The sequence below is a fragment of the Pseudomonas sp. PDM28 genome, assembly GCF_019219115.1.
GTDB lineage: Bacteria > Pseudomonadota > Gammaproteobacteria > Pseudomonadales > Pseudomonadaceae > Aquipseudomonas > Aquipseudomonas laurylsulfatiphila.
In genome coordinates this window covers 142,526-161,967 of record NZ_JAHUWG010000013.1, presented here as the reverse complement: position 1 = coordinate 161,967, position 19,442 = coordinate 142,526, and the positions used below count along the sequence as shown (strand labels likewise).

General features: G+C 62.5%; 16 protein-coding genes. 8 read left to right on the top strand and 8 right to left on the bottom strand.

The features are described from left to right. Positions 1 to 281 precede the first annotated feature (281 nt). Positions 282 to 1,184 carry a LysR family transcriptional regulator gene (locus tag KW841_RS27375; protein ID WP_218480454.1) on the bottom strand — a complete coding sequence of 301 codons (903 nt, stop codon included), beginning with the start codon at positions 1,182 to 1,184 and terminating at the stop codon, positions 282 to 284. 201 nt (positions 1,185 to 1,385) lie between these two features. On the opposite strand from KW841_RS27375, the gene KW841_RS27370 reads away from it, so the two are divergent. The 7 genes from KW841_RS27370 (at position 1,386) to KW841_RS27340 (ending at position 10,872) form a co-directional block, all read left to right on the top strand. Next, positions 1,386 to 2,885: a cytosine permease gene (locus KW841_RS27370; protein ID WP_218480453.1), complete on the top strand. Its 1,500-nt coding sequence runs from the start codon at positions 1,386 to 1,388 to the stop codon at positions 2,883 to 2,885. Beyond that, positions 2,882 to 3,724 carry a nitrilase family protein gene (locus tag KW841_RS27365; protein WP_218480452.1) on the top strand — a complete coding sequence of 281 codons (843 nt, stop codon included), beginning with the start codon at positions 2,882 to 2,884 and terminating at the stop codon, positions 3,722 to 3,724. Before KW841_RS27370 ends, KW841_RS27365 begins: the two co-directional genes overlap by 4 nt. An 87-nt stretch (positions 3,725 to 3,811) precedes the next feature. Then, positions 3,812 to 4,834 carry a helix-turn-helix transcriptional regulator gene (locus KW841_RS27360; protein WP_218480457.1) on the top strand — a complete coding sequence of 341 codons (1,023 nt, stop codon included), beginning with the start codon at positions 3,812 to 3,814 and terminating at the stop codon, positions 4,832 to 4,834. 201 nt (positions 4,835 to 5,035) lie between these two features. Then, positions 5,036 to 6,832, top strand: coding sequence for an amidohydrolase (locus KW841_RS27355; RefSeq protein ID WP_218480456.1), 1,797 nt, complete (start codon positions 5,036 to 5,038; stop codon positions 6,830 to 6,832). 18 nt (positions 6,833 to 6,850) lie between these two features. After that, the gene (locus tag KW841_RS27350; RefSeq protein ID WP_218480451.1) at positions 6,851 to 8,590 is read left to right on the top strand and encodes an amidohydrolase; all 1,740 of its coding nucleotides are present in this window, start codon (positions 6,851 to 6,853) and stop codon (positions 8,588 to 8,590) included. A gap of 107 nt (positions 8,591 to 8,697) precedes the next feature. After that, positions 8,698 to 9,438: a TorF family putative porin gene (locus KW841_RS27345; RefSeq protein ID WP_218480450.1), complete on the top strand. Its 741-nt coding sequence runs from the start codon at positions 8,698 to 8,700 to the stop codon at positions 9,436 to 9,438. 45 nt (positions 9,439 to 9,483) lie between these two features. Then, positions 9,484 to 10,872 (top strand): cytosine permease, encoded by a 1,389-nt coding sequence (locus KW841_RS27340; protein ID WP_218480449.1) that lies wholly within the window; start codon positions 9,484 to 9,486, stop codon positions 10,870 to 10,872. Positions 10,873 to 11,033: 161 nt separating this feature from the next. On the opposite strand, the gene KW841_RS27335 is transcribed toward KW841_RS27340, so the two are convergent. The 7 genes from KW841_RS27335 to KW841_RS27305 form a co-directional block, all read right to left on the bottom strand. After that, positions 11,034 to 11,753 (bottom strand): L,D-transpeptidase, encoded by a 720-nt coding sequence (locus KW841_RS27335; RefSeq protein WP_218480448.1) that lies wholly within the window; start codon positions 11,751 to 11,753, stop codon positions 11,034 to 11,036. Continuing rightward, a complete protein-coding gene (locus tag KW841_RS27330; protein ID WP_218480447.1) occupies positions 11,750 to 12,508 on the bottom strand; it encodes a M15 family metallopeptidase in 759 nt (252 codons plus the stop codon). The genes KW841_RS27335 and KW841_RS27330 overlap by 4 nt, the downstream gene beginning before the upstream one ends. Before the next feature lie 32 nt (positions 12,509 to 12,540). After that, entirely contained in the window at positions 12,541 to 13,530 is a 990-nt protein-coding gene (lipA, locus tag KW841_RS27325) for a lipoyl synthase (RefSeq protein ID WP_218480446.1), read from the bottom strand. A gap of 166 nt (positions 13,531 to 13,696) precedes the next feature. Beyond that, complete coding sequence (gene glyA, locus KW841_RS27320) at positions 13,697 to 14,953, bottom strand: serine hydroxymethyltransferase (RefSeq protein WP_218480445.1); 1,257 nt, start codon at positions 14,951 to 14,953, stop codon at positions 13,697 to 13,699. 32 nt (positions 14,954 to 14,985) lie between these two features. Further along, positions 14,986 to 15,369 carry a glycine cleavage system protein GcvH gene (gene gcvH / locus KW841_RS27315; RefSeq protein WP_218480444.1) on the bottom strand — a complete coding sequence of 128 codons (384 nt, stop codon included), beginning with the start codon at positions 15,367 to 15,369 and terminating at the stop codon, positions 14,986 to 14,988. Between the two features lie 402 nt (positions 15,370 to 15,771). Continuing rightward, positions 15,772 to 17,280, bottom strand: a complete 1,509-nt coding sequence (locus KW841_RS27310; RefSeq protein WP_218480443.1) for a sigma-54-dependent transcriptional regulator — start codon at positions 17,278 to 17,280, stop codon at positions 15,772 to 15,774. A gap of 69 nt (positions 17,281 to 17,349) precedes the next feature. Further along, entirely contained in the window at positions 17,350 to 18,264 is a 915-nt protein-coding gene (locus tag KW841_RS27305) for a LysR family transcriptional regulator (RefSeq protein ID WP_102699166.1), read from the bottom strand. A gap of 151 nt (positions 18,265 to 18,415) precedes the next feature. Between KW841_RS27305 and speB the strand changes: the two genes are divergently transcribed. Beyond that, complete coding sequence (gene speB / locus KW841_RS27300) at positions 18,416 to 19,417, top strand: agmatinase (RefSeq protein ID WP_008049320.1); 1,002 nt, start codon at positions 18,416 to 18,418, stop codon at positions 19,415 to 19,417. Positions 19,418 to 19,442: the final 25 nt, after the last annotated feature.

The window sequence follows — 19,442 nt, the reverse complement described above, 5'->3', positions numbered from 1 at the left end:
CTATCGCGAGCAAGCTCGCTCCCACAGTAATCCCGGTTGCTCGCAGATGTTGCGTACACCCACCACCCCCTGTGGGAGCGAGCTTGCTCGCGATGGCGTCATTACAGCCAGCATCGGTGTTGGCTGATCCACCGCTATCGCGAGCAAGCTCGCTCCCACAGTAATCCCGGTTGCTCGCAGATGTTGCGTACACCCACCACCCCCTGTGGGAGCGAGCCTGCTCGCGAAGGCGTCATCACAGCCAGCATTGATGTCAGCTGACCCACAGCTCCCACAGGGCCCTACACCGCTCCGAAAATCTCGATCAGCTCGTTGAGGAACGCACTCACCAGAGCCTTCTGACGAGATGAATGCCGCACCGCCGCATGAAAGCTCACCTCATAACGCAGCAGATCCGGGTTCAGCGGGTGCAATTGCCCCAGCTGTTCATGCCGGGTCGCGTAGTGCTGTGGCAGAAACCCCAGGTGCTGGCCGGACAGGATCAGCAGGGCGGCGCCGTCCATGCTGTCGGTGAGCACGGTCAGGCGTTCGATGGAGGTGGGGGCCGGCATCTCCGGCAGTGGATGGCTCGGCCAGACCCAGTCAAAGCCGCTGACATCTTCGCGGGTCAGGGCGCCGACCTGGCCGAACAGCGGATGCGAGGGCGCGCAGTAGGCAATCTGGGTTTCCGGGAACAGCGGGAAATAATCGATGCTGGGCAAGCGGTGCCAGAAGTAACCAATGGCCAGGTCGATATGGCCGTTGATGATTTTCTCTTCCAGCAGGGACGACGACAGCTCGGTGAAATGGAAGTACAGCCCCTCGTGCCGAGCCCGCAAACGGGCAATGGCCAGGCCTATTTTCTTGTTCGCCACCGGATCGATCTGCCCCAGCAGGCCGATGTTGATGCTGCCCGAGACTTTGCGGTTGATGTGCTGCACCTCGACCCGGAATCCTTCGGCCGCCGCCAGCAAGCGTCGGGCCGCCTCGATGAACTGCGTGCCTTTGGGCGTGACGGAAAACCCGCCACGCCCGCGTTCGCACAGACGAAAACCGACCCGCGCTTCCAGCGTCGCCAATTGCGCACTGATTGTCGGTTGCGTGGTGTTGAGGGCGGTTTGCGCCGCCGAGATGCCGCCGGCCTCGACGACGGTCAGAAATACCCGGATCAGACGCAGATCCAGCTCCGTAACAGTTCCCAGCATGGGGGGGCTCCCGATTCTCGATTACATAGGTGCTGATCTATGTGAACAGTGTGCCTGCGATATTTTATTGCCCGGACTCACACCCTACATTGCCGTGAAACCAGCGTCATCGTCAGCTTTTTCTGGAGTTTCACCCGATCTGGACGTCGTAGCGAGCGCTGTAACCACAAAAACAACAAACACCCGCATAGGAACAATCGTATGTCAGGTTCCCCAGTGTCTGCGCGCGCCGCCGAGGCGAGTGGCGGATTGGCCATCGAAGGCCACTCCATCGATTACATTCCGGAAAACGAACGTCACGCCAAACTCAGCAGCCAGGGGCCGTTCTGGTTCCTGGGCAACTTCCACTTCTTCACCATCTCCATCGGTTTTGTCGGCCCGAGCCTCGGCTTGTCCGCACTGTGGACCATGCTCGCCGGTGCCCTGGGCATCATGTTCGGCACCATTTTCATGGCGTTCCACGGCTCCCAGGGCCCGGAAATGGGCCTGCCTCAAATGATCCAGTCCCGGGCCCAGTTCGGTTATCGCGGGGTGATCCTGGCGTTGATGGCGACCATGTTCGTGTTCGTCGGATTCAACGTGGTGAACATCTCGCTGATCATGAACGGCCTGGAACATGTGTTCGGCATCGACCCGACCATCGTCGCCGTCACCGTGGTGCTGATCGGTGCGCTGTTGTCGATCTACGGCCACGACCTGATGCACAAGGCGTTCAAGTGGGCCTTGCTGGCGACCTTGCCGCTGTACGCCCTGGTGACCATCGCCCTGATGTTCGGTGCGGGTCAGGAAGGTGTCACGCCGGCGACCGACCTGGGCTTCAACTGGGTGGCCTTCGCCACGCTGTTCGCCATCGGTGCCAGCTACAACATTTCCTATGCGCCCTACGTGTCCGACTATTCCCGTTACCTGCCGAAAAACACCAGCCGGGTGAAATTGATCGCGGCGGTGTTCATCGGTGCCTCGTTGTCCGGCAGCTGGATGATCGGCCTCGGCGCCTGGCTGGCGCAGCAGTTGAAAGCAGCGGATGCACTGGTGGCGTTGAATCAGGTCGGTTCTTCCATGGTGCCGGGGTTGGGCAATCTGCTGGTGATCGTCTCGGTGGCGGGCTTCCTGCCGATCATTGCGCTCAACACCTACAGCGCCATGCTGACGCTGCTGACCGGTGTCGACTCGATCAGGAAAATCACCCCGACACCCCGCGCCCGCGTGCTGTCGATCAGTGTGATCAGCGTGATTCTGTTGACCTGCGTGCTGTCGATCAAAGGGGACGGCATCGCGCTGTTGAACACCTTCCTGGTGCTGTTGCTGTACTTCCTCGTGCCGTGGACCGCCGTCAACCTGGTGGACTACTTCTTCGTGCGCAAGGGCCGCTATGCGATCCCGCATTTCTTCACGCCGAAGGGCATCTACGGCGCCTGGCAATTTCGCGGCATCGTTTCGTACCTGATCGGCTTCGCCGCGATGGTGCCGTTCTTCTACATCTTCGATGCCGCCGCTGGCAAAGAGGTGTTTGTCGGCCCGCTGGCGCGGGTGCTGGAAGGCGTGGACATCGCCTGGCTGGTGGGCCTGGTGGTCTCGGGGCTGACTTATTACCTGCTCAGCCGCTCGATTGATCTGGCCGCTGAACGCCGGGTGATCGACGCGCTGAGCGAGAGCGACATCGTCGCCATGACCCATTCATCTGCGGAGGCAGGGCGTTGAACAGCGTAAAAAATACCGTGGTCGCCTGCTGCCAACTGGCACCGAAAATAGGTGACCTGGGCTACAACCGCACGCTCACCGAGCGCGCGCTTCGCCAGGCGGCGCACCAGGGCGCGCAGGTCGTGGTGTTGCCCGAACTGGTGCAGAGCGGCTATGTGTTTGCCGACCGCGACGAAGCGCTGAGCCTGGCGGAAACCGTGGACGGTCCGACCTTGCAGTTGTGGCAAGCCCTGGCCCGTGAGCTGAACCTGGTGATCGTCGGCGGCTTCTGCGAACGCCTGCCCGGCGATGAGCTGGCCAACAGCGCGGCGATGATCGACGCCAATGGCCTGCGCGCGGTGTACCGCAAGGCGCATCTGTGGGATGCCGAAAAGGACATCTTCACCGCCGGCGATGCGCCGCCGCCGGTGATCGAAACCGTGCATGGACGGCTCGGCATGCTGATCTGCTACGACCTGGAATTCCCCGAGTGGGTGCGACTGCCGGCGCTGGCCGGCGCCGATCTGTTGTGCGCGCCGGTCAACTGGCCCGACGGTCCGCGGCCGCTGACCGAGCGCCCGGCGGAAGTCTTGCGGGTGCAGGCCAATGCCTCGGTGAACCGCCTGTTCATTGCCGCATGCGATCGCTATGGCCATGAGCGCGGGGTCGGCTGGGTGCAAGGGTCGGTCATCGTCGATGCCGACGGTTACCCCTTGGCCGGGCCGGCGGAGCAGGGCGGCGAGCAAATCCTGCTGGCGACGCTGAACCTCGCCGAAGCGCGCAACAAGCGCATCAGCGCCCGCAATGACCTGCATCAGGACCGCCGGCCACAGCTGTACGGGCTGCACAGCACTTTGTAACCGATGATGTCATTGCGTGCTGGACGCCCGTCAGGGGCCTATGGCATCGTCGAAACGAAAGGCCATGCAGTGAACGGGATCGCAATGATGGGGGCGGGAAATAAAGTCGACGGTGACGCAACGATGGTCACGCTCAAGGCGTTCAATCATTGCGTACTGCACCTTGGCCGGCTGGCGCGGGAGAGCGGGGCGTCGCGATTCATCGCCGATGGCCTGCAGGCCTTCGGTCAACTGGTGCCCTTCGCCTCTGCCTGGTGGGGTGAAATGTCTGCACCAGGCCCTGAGGTGCCCATGCAAAGCTGGATGCATGGCAGCATCAATCTCCCTGAATCCTTTGCCGCCGAATGGCATCCGGTGGCGGCCAACGATCAGTTCTCCTACGCCACGCTCAATCGTCCCGGTGAAGTGGTGCGCGACAAGGGTTTCACCGACCCTTGCGAGGCAGTCAATGATTTCGCCCGGCGCTTCGATCTCTATCACTTGATGAGCATCACCTACGAATTGCCCGAAAGCGGCCTGATGTTTTTCGTCTGCCTCTACCGGGGTGAGGATGAACAGGCGTTCGAGGAGAACGAAGCCGAGCTGTTTTTGGCGTTCTGCGATCACCTGTTCCAGCTGTGGCGGTTTCAGGTGCAGGACATGATTCGCTTCGACAGTGAAAACGGCGCGAGTGATTTTGGCATCGCGCGTATGGACGGCAGTCTGCTCTATGTGGGGGCCAGGTTGTGCGTTGCCATCCAGCGCGAACTGCCCGGCTGGAGCGGTTCCACGCTGCCACCCGAGGTGATCGCGCAATTGTCCAAGGCCCCCTGTGTGATCCGTCTGGGCCGTTGCGCCCTGACCCTGAGCCCCAACGCCGAACACGTCATCCTGTCCCTCGATGCGCCCTCGGGCGGGGACGGCCTGGCACCTCGGGAGCGCACGGCAGCGATGCTGTTCGCCGCCGGCCATTCCTACAAAGAGATCGCCAAACTCCTCGCCCTGAGCCCCGCGACCGTGCGCACCTATTTGCGTAACTGCTACTTGCAGCTCGGTGTGAAAAGCAAGGTGGAGCTGGGCTCTGTCCTGCGTTCGCCGGGTGCGCTGACGGAGTCCGTGCGCCGGGATTAATCCCTGCCGTTTCAATTATTTGCCTGACCCCTCCTCATTTGCAGAGGTCCATTCGAACGCTGCGCCCTATAGGGTAGGCCCTGTCTATTCAAGGGCTTGTGCAGCCGTTCGGGCCGCTTCAAAACAATAAGAACAGGGGTGAGGCATTTGAGACTTTCCAGGCTTTTTGTCGCCATTGCGGCGACCACGACATTTTCCGGCATGGCGTTGGCGGCGACACCCGCCGACACGGTCATGCGCAATGGTTACGTCTACACGGTCGATGGCCAGAATTCCGTGCAGCAGGCCATCGCCATTTCGGGCGGCAAGATCGTCTACGTCGGCAGCGATGCCGGGGTCGACGGCTACATCGGCAAGCAGACACAACTGATCGACCTGGCCGGGCGCATGCTGATGCCGGGCTTCGTCGATGCGCACATGCACCCGGGGGATGGCGGTCGCGCCATGACGCTGTGCGACCTGAAATACCAGACCATGACCCGCGCGCAGTTTCAGGCGAGCATCCAGGCCTGCCTCGATGCCGAGAAGGACAAGGGCCCGGATGTCTGGCTGGAAGTCGGCAGCTGGGATCGCATGGGCATGACCGGGCTTGACGGCGACGCCGACAAATCGACCTTGGACGCGCTCAAGACCCAGCGTCCGATCCAGGTGCGCTCCACCGACTTCCACACTGTGCTGACCAACTCTCGCGGCCTGGAGCTGGCCGGGATCAACAAGAACACCGCCGACCCCGAAGACGGCAAGTACCGACGTGACAGCGCCGGCAACCCGAACGGCATCTGCGAGGACGGCGCCGCCGAGTCTCTGGCCGCCGTGGTGCCGCCGGCGACCGACGCAGAAAAACTCAACCAGATGCGAGCGGCCCTCGACGCCATGCGCCAGCAGGGCATCACCAGCTTCTTCGATGCGCTGGCGGGGCCGGAAAACGGCAAGGCCTTCAACACTCTGCAAAAGTCCGGCGAACTGACCGCCCGGGCCCTGCTGGCGATCAAGCTGGACCCGGCCGCCGCGGCCGCCGACCCGGTGAAAACCATCGCCGAGGCCAAGGCCCTGGCCAGCACCTACGACCAGGGCGACGTGAATGTCGCGCCGGGCGTGAGCATGCGTCACGTCAAACTGTTCATGGACGGCATCATCAATGCCCCGGCGGACACCGGCGCCATGTTGACCCCGTACCTGCACAACAGCGGCACCGACAAGGCACCGCAGTGGACGCCGGGCAAGAACCTGGGCGAGCTGTACTTCCCGCCGCAGGTGCTCAATCCGCTGGTGCTGCAAGCGGTCAAGGCCGGTCTCGATCCGCACCTGCACGCCACCGGCGAGCGCGCGGTGCGCGATGCACTGGACAGCGTCGCCTATGTGCGCAAGGAACTGCCCGGTCAGGACTTCCGCCCGGCCATCGCGCACGCCGAGTCGGTCGATCCTGCCGACTACCCACGTTTCAAGGCACTGGATGTCACGGCCACCATGTCGTTCCAGTGGGCGCAGCAGGCACCGTCCACGGTCGACGGCACCAGCGATCACCTCGGCGCCGAGCGATTCGAGCGCATGGAACCCTCGGGCAGCATCGCCAATGCCGGCGGCCGTGTGGCGTTTGGCAGCGACTGGCCGGTCGATCCCCTCGATGAGTTCCTGGCGCTGAAAGTCGGTGTCACCCGCTCCGGCGACCCCACCAATCCGCACAGCTATGGACCCAAATATGCCGGGCGACTCAACAGCGATCCGGCCATGTCGCGAGCCGAAGTGCTGCGCAGCATCACCCTCAATGCCGCGCAACAGCTGAAGCTGGATGCGGTGCTGGGCTCGGTCGAAGTCGGCAAGTTCGCTGACCTGATCGTGCTCGACAAGAACTTCATGCAGGTACCCGAAGAGGCGCTGGGCCGCAATGACGTGCTGTTGACGCTGGTCGGCGGCAAGGTCGTGTGGGCCAAGGCGCCGTTCCTGGGGCTTGCGCCAAACGTGGTTTCCCAGGCCGTTACTTCCCGATCCGCCCAATAAAAACTAGAGAGCGTTCCGATGCGATTGATTCCAAACCTGTTGGCCGCCGCACTGGCCTTGTCGTCGGTGCAGGCGATGGCCGCCGCTGACCTGGTGTTGTTCAACGGCAAGGTCTTTACCGCCGAACCCGGCCAGGCGCTGGTGCAGGCTGTTGCGGTGCAAGACGGCAAGATTCTGAAAGTCGGCAGCGATGCCGAAATCAATGCCCTGGCCGATGCCGGGACCCAGCGCATCGACCTGGCGGGCAAGGTGTTGATGCCAGGCATGATCGACACCCACAGCCACCCGGTGGTGGGGGCGTTCGACAGCATGAAGGCCAACCTGCTGGACGAAGTCAAACCGCTGCCCGAACTTGAGCAGTGGTTGATTGAAGAGGACAAGGCCGGGCGTGCCCGGGCTGGCGATGTGATCAGCGTCGCCGGGGTCAGTTCGGCCTATTGGGAAAAAAGCCGTGAACTGGGCAAGGTGTTCAATCAGGGGCGCTGGGCCGATCAGCCGATCGTCTTCAGCGGCATCGATGGTCACACCGGTTGGGCCAACAACGCGATGCTCAAGCGTCTGAACATCGACGAGGCACTGGTCAAGAGCCTGCCGGAGAAAGAGCGCAGTTACGTCGGCCATGAAGCGGACTTCACGCCGAACGGCTACTTTGCCGAATCCCGCTGGGACGTGGTGCGCAACGGTATTCCGGCGCCCACCCCGGAGGCCATGCTCAAGGCCGCACGCGAGGCGGTGAAGATCAACAATCAATTCGGCGTCACCGCCTGGATGGACGCGGCGGCGAACGGTGGTAGCGAAGATTCGATGTTCGATTTCCATGCCACCGCCGAAAGCGTCGGCGTGCTGCCGCTGTACAAGGAACTGGCGCAGAACGGCGAACTCAGCGCCCATGTCGCCGCGTTGATGGTCACCAACCCGAAGAGCAAACCGGCCGACCTGGAAGTGATCGCCACGGTGATGAAGCAGTTCGAGGGTGTGCCCAACCTGACGTTCCCCGGCATCAAGGTCTTTGTCGACGGCATCCTCGAGTTCCCGGGGCAAACCGCTGCGGTCATCGTGCCGTACAAGAACAGCCACAAGGACGGACAACTGCTGACCGACCCGGCGCACTTCGGTGAACTGGTGGTGGCGGCGGAAAAACGCGGCTGGATCGTGCACATGCACGCCGTCGGCGACCGCGCGGTGCGTGAAGCGCTCAATGGCGTGGCCTATGCGCGCAAGCTCAGCCCGAAGCCAGTGCCGCACAGCGTCGCGCACCTGCAACTGGTCAATCCCAAGGAGTTTCCACGCTTCAAGCAGCTCGGTGTGATCGCCTCGATGCAACTGCTGTGGGCCACCGGCGAGTCCTACACCGTCGAACTGGTCAAACCCTACATCAGCGCCTTTGCCTACGGTTACCAGTATCCCGCGCGGTCCCTGCATGACGCTGGCGCAACGATTGCCGGTGGCAGCGACTGGCCGGTGTCGAGCGCCAATCCGTTCAACGCCATTGCCCAGGCCAGCACCCGCAAAGGTCCGTTGGGCGTACTCAATGCCAAGGAAAGCATCGACCGCCAGACCATGTTCTATGCCTACACCCTCAATGCCGCGAAAACCCTGGGCCTGGACAAGCAGATCGGTTCGCTGGCGCCGGGCAAGCAGGCTGACTTGATCATCCTCGACCGCGACGTGTTCAAGGTCAGCGATGACGACCTGTTCGACACCAAAGTCCTGAACACCTTCTTCGCCGGCAAGCAGGTCTACGCCCCCGCGTCCTGACCTGCGAACACTCGACATAAGCAAACACCGCCAGCCCCTCGCAGCGCGAGGGGCCTGGCATCGCCATGCCTGAAATTCCCCGTACGCCATAACAACAAGAGAACTGTATGAACGCACTTTCAGCATTGACCCTCGCCGCACTGGCATTGGCCCCCCTGAGCAGCCACGCCCTGGCCCTCAACGATGACTTCAGCCTTGACATGACCCTGGGCGTGGTCAGCGACTACCGTACCCGTGGCATCTCGCAAACCCTGGGGGATCCGGCCGTGCAGGGCGGGGCAACGCTGCTGCACAGCAGTGGCCTGTACATCGGCGCCTGGACCTCCAACGTGGATTTCGGTGGCGGCTTCGATACCCGGCAGGAGCTTGAGTACTACGCAGGTTACTTCTGGCAGGCGACCGAGGCCATCAGCCTGGACCTAGGCTACATCAAGTACGACTACCCGAAAAACTCCGAATTCAACCTCAGCGAGGTGTACGCCATTGTCGATGTGTATGGCGTCAAGCTCGGTGCCTATTACTCAAAGGACACACCGAACTTCTTCGGCGAGGACCAGGACACCCTTTACACCTACCTGGGCTACAAAATCGATCTGCCGGCTGAAGTCGGCCTGGACCTGCGCTTTGGACGCAACGATGTGAAAGACCCCGCGTTCTGGTCCGCCAGTGGTGATAACCGCGAGTCTTACTACGAGTGGGAGGCCAAGTTGACACGCGACTTCGTCGGCGTGACCTGGGGCCTGAGCTACGTCGACACGGACTTGTCGAAAAGCGAGTGCAGCAGTTGGTATGGCTATGACGACCTGTGTTCGGCCACGGTCGTTGCCAGTGCCACCAAGACCTTTTAAGTACACCCCCGACAACAAAAACAGTTCCTCAAAGGAAACACCGTCATGAGTGCGCAACGCAGTCCCCTGATCGAGACCCGCTCGATCGATTTCATTCCCGAGGCCGAGCGTCACGGCAGCCTCTACAGCCAGTTCACCCTGTGGCTTGGCGCCAACCTGCAAATCACCGCCATCGTCACCGGTGCCCTCGCCGTGGTACTGGGCGGCGATGTGTTCTGGTCGCTGATCGGCTTGCTGATCGGGCAAGTGCTTGGCGGCGCCGTGGTGGCGCTGCACGCGGCGCAAGGGCCGAAGCTCGGGCTGCCGCAGATGATCTCCAGCCGCGTGCAGTTCGGGGTGTATGGCGCGGCGATCCCGATTGTCCTGGTGTGCCTGATGTACCTCGGTTTCAGCGCCACCGGCGCGGTGCTGTCGGGGCAGGCGATTGCGCAGTTGATCAGTGTCAGCGACAGCGCCGGCATCCTGATTTTCGCGGCGTGCATCGCGTTCCTGACGATCTTCGGCTATCGGGTGATTCACCTGGTCGGTCGGGTGACCAGCGTGCTGGGCATCATCGCCTTCGCCTACCTGTTCACCCGGTTGATGACCCTCAACGACATCGGCCTGCTGCTCGACAACCGTCATTTCAGCTGGAGCACGTTCTTGCTGGCGGTGTCGCTCTCGGCGTCCTGGCAGATCGCTTTCGGCCCTTATGTGGCGGACTATTCGCGCTACCTGCCGAGCAAGACGTCGTCGTGGAAAACCTTCGCCGCTGTCGGTCTCGGCACGGTGCTGGGGGCCCAGGCTTCGATGGTGCTCGGGGTGTTCGCCGCCGCACTGGCCGGGGCGAATTTTCGTGGGCACGAAGTGGCGACCATTGTCGGCCTGGGCAGCACCGGGGTGATCGCCTCCTTGCTGTACCTGAGCATTGTCTTCGGCAAGGTCACGGTGTCCACCCTCAACGCCTACGGCAGCTTCATGTGCATCGCCACCATCATCAGTGGCTTTCGCCGCCGCCTGGAAATCAGCGCCCGCCAGCGCATGGTGTTTGTGCTGCTGATCGTCGCGGCGTCCACCGCGCTGGCGTTGCTGGGGCAGTACTCGTTCCTCAATTCGTTCAAGTACTTCATCCTGTTCTTGCTGACGTTCTTCACCCCGTGGAGCGCGATCAACCTGGTGGACTACTACTTCATCAACAAGGAACGCTACGACATCCCGGCACTGTCCGACCCGTCAGGCCGTTACGGTCGCTGGAACGTGCTGGGGATCAGCGTGTACGTGATCGGCGTGTTGATCCAGTTGCCCTTTGTCGACACCCATTTCTACTCCGGGCCGATGGTTGCGCAACTGGGCGGCGTGGACATTTCCTGGATCGTCGGGTTGTTGGTGCCTGGGGTGATCTATTACGCGCTGGCCAAGCCGTCGATGGGTGGCGTGGTGGTTGAGCGGGGTTAACACGCATTTGTGGCGAGGGGGCTTTTGTGGTGAAGGGGCTTTTGTGGCGAGGGGGCTTGTCGGATCGCCGCACCGCCCCGTTGGACTGCGCAGCAGTCCCATCTTTTGGGGCCGCTTCGCAGCCCAACGGGGGCAAGCCCCCTCGCCACAGGGTTCAGTGTTTACTGGCGTTCGGGGAGTTTCCAGCGCTCACGCAACTGCTCGTACTGCGCTTGCGGCAGTTGCACCAGCACCGGGGATTTGCCCGGGTCCAGCCAATCCAGCAGCCGCGCAATATTCGTCGGGTCCATGGCCGTACAACCACGGGTCGGCGCCGTGGGGCCGCGCCAGATGTGGAAGAAAATGCACGAGCCGGCAGCGGGAGAGGCCGGGGTGTTGTGCTGGATGAAAATGCCCTGGCGGTACAACTCATCCGGGCGGCGCATCCGTTCGGAGCTGCTCCAGTCTTTTTCGACGACCGCGCCGTCGACCAACTCGTTGTAGCGAGTCGATTGGCTGTCATCCACGCATTCGATGCTCGGTGTCAGCGACAGATAGGGCAGGCGGGTATCGGCCGAAAGCGCGTAGCCAAACGCCGTGCCCAGCTTGAACATGCCAGCTGGCGCCTTACCGTCGCCTTCCTGTTTGACCGGTCCTCCAGGTTGCCCGCTGTCGAGCAGCCCCTTGCCCCAGCCCATGCCGTTCTTGCCGAGAACGACGGCAAAGGGTGCTTCGAATTTGCGCAAGGTCTGCCCGTGCCGTTCATAGCGCTGGGCAGTACCCTGGATGTCATTCCAGCCTTTACTGGTGACCACGATCAGTTGGTCGCTGCCGTCGAGTCCCTGGGCCATGGCGGCCAGCGGAAAAAACGCCATCAACAGGGCCTTGAGCAGAGGGTTCATGGCGTCAACGGCGTGATGGGGAAGTCCATGACGTCCGGCTTCGGCGGATTGCCGCTGTACGTGAAGTGCCACCATTCGGCCGAATAACCCACAAAGCCTTCCTTGGCCATGGCATCGGTCAGTCGCTGGCGATTGGCCCTGGCCGTGGCGTTGATCAGCGCCGAGTCGGTGTGCGCGCGCTCATCGAAGCAGTCGAAACCGGTGCCCATGTCGAGCGCGCCGTCGTGCCAGCGCTCGCCGTAAGGGGCGGTGCAATCCACCGGTTTCACCGAAGGCGTCCAGGTGTCGGCGGGCAGGGCGTCGGGGCCGGTCATCGTCAGGTCGACAGTGTTGCCCCGGGAGTGATTGGACACCCGGGCGACATACCCCAGGCGCCAGAAGTCCTGCTTGTCGACCCGTGGATAGAACTCGGTCTTGAGCGGGTCGCCGGGTTCGCTGGCGAAACGGCCCATGTCCGCCACCGCGCGGGTCGGGCGATAGCAGTCGAATACCTTCAAGCCGTAGCCTTCGGCTTTCAGTGCGCTTTGCACACGGGCCAATGCCTTCGCTGCGTCCTGCGACAGCAGGCACTCCGCCGCCTGGTAGCCGTCGAGCGGGTGTCCGGTGAAATTGTGCGCGCTGGCGTAGCGGATGTCCTGCTCGATGCCCGGGTCGACACTGCGCACATACAGCATGTGCCCGGGTTTCGGCTCGTCGGCCATGCACGGCAGGGCAAGGCTCAGGCACAGCAACAACAGACAGGGTGAACGCGACATCGGGACGGCTCCATGCATGACCAGGCACTCCATCATGGCTGGAAACCGCCGGCACCTCCATGAAGTTGTTGATCGGCGTGATAGGACGAACGCACCAGCGGCCCGGACGCCACGTTCTTGAAGCCCATGCGCGTGCCTTCCTCGGCGAACCAGGCAAAGGTGTCCGGGTGCACGAAGCGCTGCACCGGCAGGTGACTGCGCGAGGGCTGCAAGTACTGACCGAGGGTCAGCATGTCGATGTCGTGCTCGCGCATGCGCTGCATGACTTCGATGACTTCCTCGTCGGTTTCGCCCAGGCCCAGCATCAGGCCGGATTTGGTCGGTACGTGGGGCACGGCGAGCTTGAATTTCTGCAGCAGGTCCAGCGACCACTCGATGTCCGAACCCGGTCGCGCGGCCTTGTACAGGCGCGGTACGGTTTCCAGGTTGTGGTTGAACACATCCGGCGGCTCAGTGGCGGTGATCGCCAGGGCCACGTCCATGCGTCCGCGATAATCCGGCACCAGGGTTTCCAGTTGCACGCCGGGGGACAGCTTGCGGATCTCGCGCAGGCAATCGACGAAGTGTTGGGCGCCGCCGTCGCGCAAATCGTCGCGATCCACCGAGGTGATCACCACGTACTTCAGGCGCAGCTCGGCGATGGCCACGGCCAGGTTCATCGGCTCGTTGGTGTCCAGCGGCTTGGGCCGGCCATGGCCGACATCGCAGAACGGACAGCGCCGGGTGCAGATGTCGCCCATGATCATGAAGGTCGCGGTGCCACCGGAAAAACACTCGCCGAGGTTCGGGCACGAGGCTTCTTCGCAGACACTGTGCAGCTTGTGCTTGCGCAGCAGTTGCTTGATCCGCTCGACCTCGGGAGAGATCGGCATGCGCACGCGGATCCAGTCGGGCTTGCGCGGGAATTCATCCGTGGGAATGATCTTCACCGGAATCCGCGCGACCTTGTCCGCGCCGCGCAGTTTGGTGCCGACTTCCACTTTGGCCGGGTGGTTGCCGGTCGATTCGACAATGGCGTTCATGGTTCTTTCCTTGTGCAACAGGGTACAGAACCTGTGGGAGACCCTGTGGGAGCGAGCTTGCTCGCGATGAGGCCATTACATTCAGCATTGATGTTGAATGAAATTCCGCCATCGCGAGCAAGCTCGCTCCCACAGGTTTTTTCCCACAGGGTTTTGTTGTGTGTGATCAGTCGCGGTAAACCGGGAAGTCCGCGCACAGGGCGGCCGCCTGGCGGGCGACATTGGCTTCGATGTCGGCATCACCGAGGTGATCGAGGATGTCGCAGATCCACCCGGCCAGGGCGATGCTTTGCGCTTCCTTGAAGCCACGGCTGGTGATCGCCGGCGTACCGATGCGCAGGCCGGAGGTCACGAACGGCGATTGCGGATCGTTGGGCACGGCGTTCTTGTTCACGGTGATGCCGGCACGCCCGAGGGCGGCGTCGGCGTCCTTGCCGGTCAGGCCCTGGCGGATCAGGCTGACCAGGAACAGGTGGTTGTCGGTACCACCGGACACCACGTCATAACCGCGCTCGATAAACACCTGCGCCATGGCCTGGGCGTTGCGGATCACCTGCGCCTGATAAGTCTTGAATGCCGGCTCCAGCGCTTCCTTGAAGCACACGGCCTTGGCGGCGATCACGTGCATCAGCGGGCCACCCTGGCCACCGGGGAACACCGCGGCGTTGAGCTTCTTCTCCAGTTCCGGGTTGGCCTTGGCCAGAATCAGACCGCCACGGGGGCCGCGCAGGGTCTTGTGCGTGGTGGTGGTGACCACGTCGGCGTAGGGCAGCGGGTTCGGGTACAGACCGGTCGCCACCAGCCCGGCGACGTGGGCCATGTCGACGAAGAAGTAGGCGCCGACCTTGTCCGCAATCTGACGAAAGCGCGGGAAATCCAGGGTCTTCGAATAGGCCGAGAAGCCGGCGATGATCATCTTCGGCTGGTGCTCGATCGCCAGACGCTCGACTTCGTCGTAATCGATCAGGCCGGTGGCGGTGTCGATGCCATACTGCACCGCGTTGTACAGCTTGCCGGAAAAGCTCACCTTGGCGCCGTGGGTCAAGTGGCCGCCGTCGGCCAGGCTCATGCCAAGCACGGTGTCGCCCGCTTGCAGTAACGCCAGATAAACCGCGGCGTTGGCCTGGCTGCCGGAGTGCGGCTGGACGTTGGCATAGTCGGCGCCGAACAGTTGTCTGGCGCGATCGATGGCCAGTTGCTCGACCACATCGACGTGCTCGCAGCCGCCGTAGTAACGCTTGCCCGGATACCCTTCGGCGTACTTGTTGGTCAGGCCGCTGCCCTGGGCCTGCATGACCCGCTGGCTGGTGTAGTTCTCCGAGGCGATCAGTTCGATATGGTGTTCCTGCCGGGCATCCTCGGCATTCATCGCCGCCAGCAGTTCGTCGTCGTAGCCTTTGATCTGGTCGTGTTTGCTGAACATGGTGTGGTCCTTTTTGCGGATTCGTGGGGGCTTCAAGCGTCGGCGTGTTCGGCGGTCAGGCGTGCATAGGCGTCTTGATCCAGCAAGTCGCTCAACGCCTCGACATCGACCGGTTTGAAGCGAAAGAACCAGCCTTCGCCCAACGGGTCTTCGTTGACCCGTTCCGGGCTGCTCTCCAGCGTGTCGTTGACCTCGACAACCTCACCGTCCAGCGGCATGCCGATGCTGCTGGCCGCTTTCACCGACTCCAGCACCGACACTTCAGCGCCGGCACCAAAGGTGCCCAATTCAGGCACCTGAACGAACACCACATCCCCCAGCGCCTGCTGGGCAAATGCCGTGATGCCGACGGTGACCAGGCCATTGCTCTCAAGGCGCAACCATTCGTGATCGACGGTAAAACGCAATTGGCTCATATCAACTCCTTATTGTTTTAAGGCTCGTGGCGGGGCGACGAGCGGGGTTGGAGGAGTGATAGCAAGGGCGGTGCCAAGGTTTATTAGTTGTTTTAAATCAATGGCTTGATGTGATTTTATTAAGCGTGAGAGATTTCGTCCGTATTGAAATCAATACAGGCAAACAGGGCAGTGGGCGCAGACGCCGTAATTGCGGGTGGGAAAGGTTTTGTCTTGATTTCGCTACGCTGTATCGATTTGCGAACGACGATCTTGCGCACGACTTAGTCCCCTGTGGGAGCGAGCTTGCTCGCGATAGCGGCATGACAGTCACATTGATATTGACTGACACTCCCTCATCGCGAGCAAGCTCGCTCCCACAGGGGAATGTGTTGTCGGTGACAATGTGTTCTGACAGATAACTCAGGGCTTGCCGGGAATGCCGTACTTGCGCAGGCGAATCGCGATGGCGCTATGGGACGTCTGCAGCCGTGCAGCGAGCAACCGACTGGACGGGTAGCTGCGATAAAGCTGTTCCAGCAGGTTCTTTTCAAAGTCGCCAACGGCCTCTTCCAGGCTGCCCACTTCACCGTCGTTTTGCCGCTCGACGGCGGTGCGGGCGATGTCGAGGTCGTCGATGTCCACCAGCGGATTTTCGCAAATCGCCGCCGCGCGAAAGATCGCGTTTTGCAGTTGCCGCACGTTGCCCGGCCAGCGGTTGCCGAGCAGGGCGTCGAAAGTGCTCGGTGCCAAACGACAGGCCGGCCGCTGGATCTGCGCGCAGGCCTGTTGCATGAAGTGATTGGCCATCAGCAGGATGTCGTGACCGCGCTCGCGCAGCGGCGGCACTTGCAGGTTGAGCACGTTGAGGCGGTAGAACAGGTCTTCGCGGAAACGTCCTTCGGCGACCATTTTTTCCAGGTCGCGGTGGGTGGCGCTGAGCACCCGCACGTTGACCCGTACTTCCTTGTCGCCACCGACCCGACGGAAGCAGCCATCGCTCAAGAAACGCAGCAACTTGGCTTGCAGATAGGGCGACATTTCTCCCACTTCATCGAGGAATACCGTGCCCTGGTCGGCCAGTTCCAGCAGGCCGAGCTTGCCGCCCCGTTGCGCACCCGTGAAGGCGCCGGGGGCGTAGCCGAACAGCTCGCTTTCAGCGAGGCTCTCCGGCAGTGCCGCGCAGTTCAGGGCCAGGAATGGCGCGTCGTGCCGTGGGCTGATGGCATGGCAGGCACGGGCCACCAGCTCCTTGCCGGTACCGGTTTCACCCTGGATCAACAGTGGCGCATCCAATGCTGCGACCCGTTGCGCACGGGCCTTGAGCGCGCGGATCGGCGGCGATTCGCCGAGCAGCGCATCGAAGCCTTCGGCATGGTCGTGGTGCAGCGCCGACAGGCGTTCGCCGATGCGATTGGGTTGATACAGGGTGAGCAGGGCGCCGGCGTCGGTGATTGGCATGGCGTCGAGGAGCAAGGTCTGGCCGCCGAGACTGACCTCGTGCATCGGCAGGCGGAAATGATGGGCGATCAGGGTGCGCTGCAAGTCGGCATCGTCGAACAGGGCGGTCAGCGACTCACCGGCCGGTTCGCGGCCGCACAGGGCGATCAGCGCCGGGTTGGCCAGCAGCACATGACCACGGTCATCCACTGCCAGCACCGGGTCGGAACTGGCGGCCAGCAAGGCGTCCAGTTGCAGGCGCCGGCGTTGCCCCGGAAGGATGTCGACCAGGGTCACGGCCTGCACGCCGCGCACATCGAAAAGGGCTTCGCGCAACTCTTCGAGCACCTCGGCGCCGAGCGTCGGCGCATCGATGTAGACGTTCGGCGGGACCATCTCCACGGCGTCCAGGTTGAAACTGCGTCCACCGAGCAGGGCCAGCACTTCCTGGGTGATGCCGACGCGGTCGATGAAGGTGACGTGGATGCGCATGACGGGCCTGCAAGGTTGGCGAACTAAAATCAGTATGCCCGGCAAAATTTCAATTTGGCGAGTGCCATATCACGGCTTGGCGGTTTTACGGGCGCTGGCGGCCAGGTCCTCAAGGAACGCCTGGAGGATGGGTGGCGGTGCCGTACCGCGCCGGGTGATCACGTCGAAGGGTGACTTCAGGCGCAGGCTCGCGGCTGCCAGTTGATGCATCTCGCCGCTCTTGACCCACTGGCTGGCGAAGTGCTCGGGCAGGAATCCGACATAGGCGCCGGAGATGATCAGGATGGCCGAAGCCTCGATGTTATCGACGGTGGCGGCCGCCTTGCTCACGCCCAGGTGTTCGAGGTCGTATTGCTGCATGTAGCCACGCACGACGATGCGCCCGGCAGCGACTTCTTCGAGCAGTTCCTCACCTTCAGCCTGGCTGCCAAACAGCGGATGGCGCCGCCCGCAATACAAGCCCAGGGCTTCCTGGTACAGCGGCGATTGCAGGAGCCCCGGCACATGGATCGGGAAGTGCCCGATGGCGAGATGGAGTCGACCGTCGAGCACCCGTTCCTCGAGTTCCGCCGGGGTACCGACGTACACGTTCAGGTGAACGTCGTGGCCCCGTGAGACGAAGCGCTGGGTTGTGCGCGGGATCGGCGAGTCGGGGTCGGTGATCGTGGTGTCGATGATCCCCAGGTTGAGCTTGCCGCTGATGTGCTGCTTGAGCACGTCGGCGTCCATGCAGAAGTTTTCTACCGCCGACAGCAGGCGCTGGGTGGCTTCATGAATGGCCACGCCCTGTTCGGTCAGGCGAAAGCCGCTGCGCCCGCGCTGGCAGAGTTTGACCCCCAGGCGGGTTTCCAGGTGGGTCATCTGCTCGCTGATGGTCGACTGCCCGGCATTCAGCGCCGCCTGCGCGGCCGAGAAGCCGCCGCAGCGGACAATCGTGGCAAACACCCTGAGCAGTTTCAGGTCGACATCGTGCAGCTGGATCATCTTGGACCTCCGGCCTGTGGACGCATCGGGAATGCCGATATGAGTATCTGATGTTTAGCATTTTTTCCACGAAAACCTGCGCCCATAGTCTTTCCAACGGCGGTCGCCTTGCAGTCCGCCAGGCCGATAACAAGAAGTGGAGAGGCTAGAAATGTCGAACAACGGTTATGAATCCGGTCGCCTGAACCTGCCATTCGTGGGTCATTGCACCTTTGGCAAATCCCCGGTGTGCACCGATTGGGATGCACTGGATGCCGACGTCGCGGTGCTGGGCGTGCCCAACGACATGGGCACCCAGTGGCGTTCCGGCGCACGCTTCGGACCCCGCGGGATTCGTGAAGCATCGACGCTGTTTTCCTTCGGCCACGCCGGCGCCTACGATCACGAAGATGACGTGATGTACCTCACCGCATCGGATGTGCGCATGGTCGACGTCGGTGATGCCGACATCGTCCACACCGACATGGCTACCAGCAACAAGAACACCGAATACGCCGTGCGCAAGATCCTCGATGCCGGCGTGATGCCGGTGGTGCTCGGCGGCGACCACTCGGTGCACGCGCCGGTGATCAAGGCCTTCGAAGGCCGCGGCCCGATCCACATCATCCACTTCGATGCGCACCTGGATTTCGTCGACGAGCGCCACGGTGTGCGCTACGGCCACGGCAACCCGCTGCGCCGTGCATCCGAAATGAACCACATCGTCGGCATGACCCAGATGGGCATCCGCAACGTGTCCTCGTCCAACCGTGACGACTACGAAGCGGCCCATGAAGCCGGCTCGAAAATCCTCTCGGTGCGCGACGTGCGCCGCCTCGGCGTCGAGGGTGTGCTGGCGCTGATCCCGCAGAATATCAACTACTACATCACCATCGACATCGACGGTTTCGACCCGTCCATCGCCCCCGGCACCGGCACCCCGAGCCACGGCGGCTTCCTCTACTACGAAGTGCTGGAAATCATCCAGGCCCTGGCCAAGCGCAGCAAGGGCAACATCGTCGGCATGGACCTGGTGGAAGTGGCGCCGGTGTACGACCCGACCGGCATGACCTCGATCCTCGCCGCGCAACTGCTGCTCAACAGCATCGGTTTCATCTTCCACGAGCGCGGCAAGGTGCGTGCGGCCGCCGAGAGCGAAACCACTCCAGCCTGATATCGAAACCAAAAAGCTCAGAAAC

Excerpts from the sequence above, each read along its gene's own strand:
- speB (WP_008049320.1), top strand. The coding sequence starts at position 18,416 with ATGTCGAACAACGGTTATGAATCCGGTCGCCTGAACCTGCCATTCGTG.
- KW841_RS27355 (WP_218480456.1), top strand. The coding sequence starts at position 5,036 with ATGGCGTTGGCGGCGACACCCGCCGACACGGTCATGCGCAATGGTTAC.
- gcvH (WP_218480444.1), bottom strand. The coding sequence starts at position 15,369 with ATGAGCCAATTGCGTTTTACCGTCGATCACGAATGGTTGCGCCTTGAG.
- KW841_RS27350 (WP_218480451.1), top strand. The coding sequence starts at position 6,851 with ATGCGATTGATTCCAAACCTGTTGGCCGCCGCACTGGCCTTGTCGTCG.
- KW841_RS27345 (WP_218480450.1), top strand. The coding sequence starts at position 8,698 with ATGAACGCACTTTCAGCATTGACCCTCGCCGCACTGGCATTGGCCCCC.
- KW841_RS27330 (WP_218480447.1), bottom strand. The coding sequence starts at position 12,508 with ATGTCGCGTTCACCCTGTCTGTTGTTGCTGTGCCTGAGCCTTGCCCTG.
- glyA (WP_218480445.1), bottom strand. The coding sequence starts at position 14,953 with ATGTTCAGCAAACACGACCAGATCAAAGGCTACGACGACGAACTGCTG.
- KW841_RS27375 (WP_218480454.1), bottom strand. The coding sequence starts at position 1,184 with ATGCTGGGAACTGTTACGGAGCTGGATCTGCGTCTGATCCGGGTATTT.
- KW841_RS27370 (WP_218480453.1), top strand. The coding sequence starts at position 1,386 with ATGTCAGGTTCCCCAGTGTCTGCGCGCGCCGCCGAGGCGAGTGGCGGA.
- KW841_RS27360 (WP_218480457.1), top strand. The coding sequence starts at position 3,812 with ATGGGGGCGGGAAATAAAGTCGACGGTGACGCAACGATGGTCACGCTC.
- KW841_RS27335 (WP_218480448.1), bottom strand. The coding sequence starts at position 11,753 with ATGAACCCTCTGCTCAAGGCCCTGTTGATGGCGTTTTTTCCGCTGGCC.
- KW841_RS27305 (WP_102699166.1), bottom strand. The coding sequence starts at position 18,264 with ATGATCCAGCTGCACGATGTCGACCTGAAACTGCTCAGGGTGTTTGCC.
- KW841_RS27340 (WP_218480449.1), top strand. The coding sequence starts at position 9,484 with ATGAGTGCGCAACGCAGTCCCCTGATCGAGACCCGCTCGATCGATTTC.
- KW841_RS27310 (WP_218480443.1), bottom strand. The coding sequence starts at position 17,280 with ATGCGCATCCACGTCACCTTCATCGACCGCGTCGGCATCACCCAGGAA.
- lipA (WP_218480446.1), bottom strand. The coding sequence starts at position 13,530 with ATGAACGCCATTGTCGAATCGACCGGCAACCACCCGGCCAAAGTGGAA.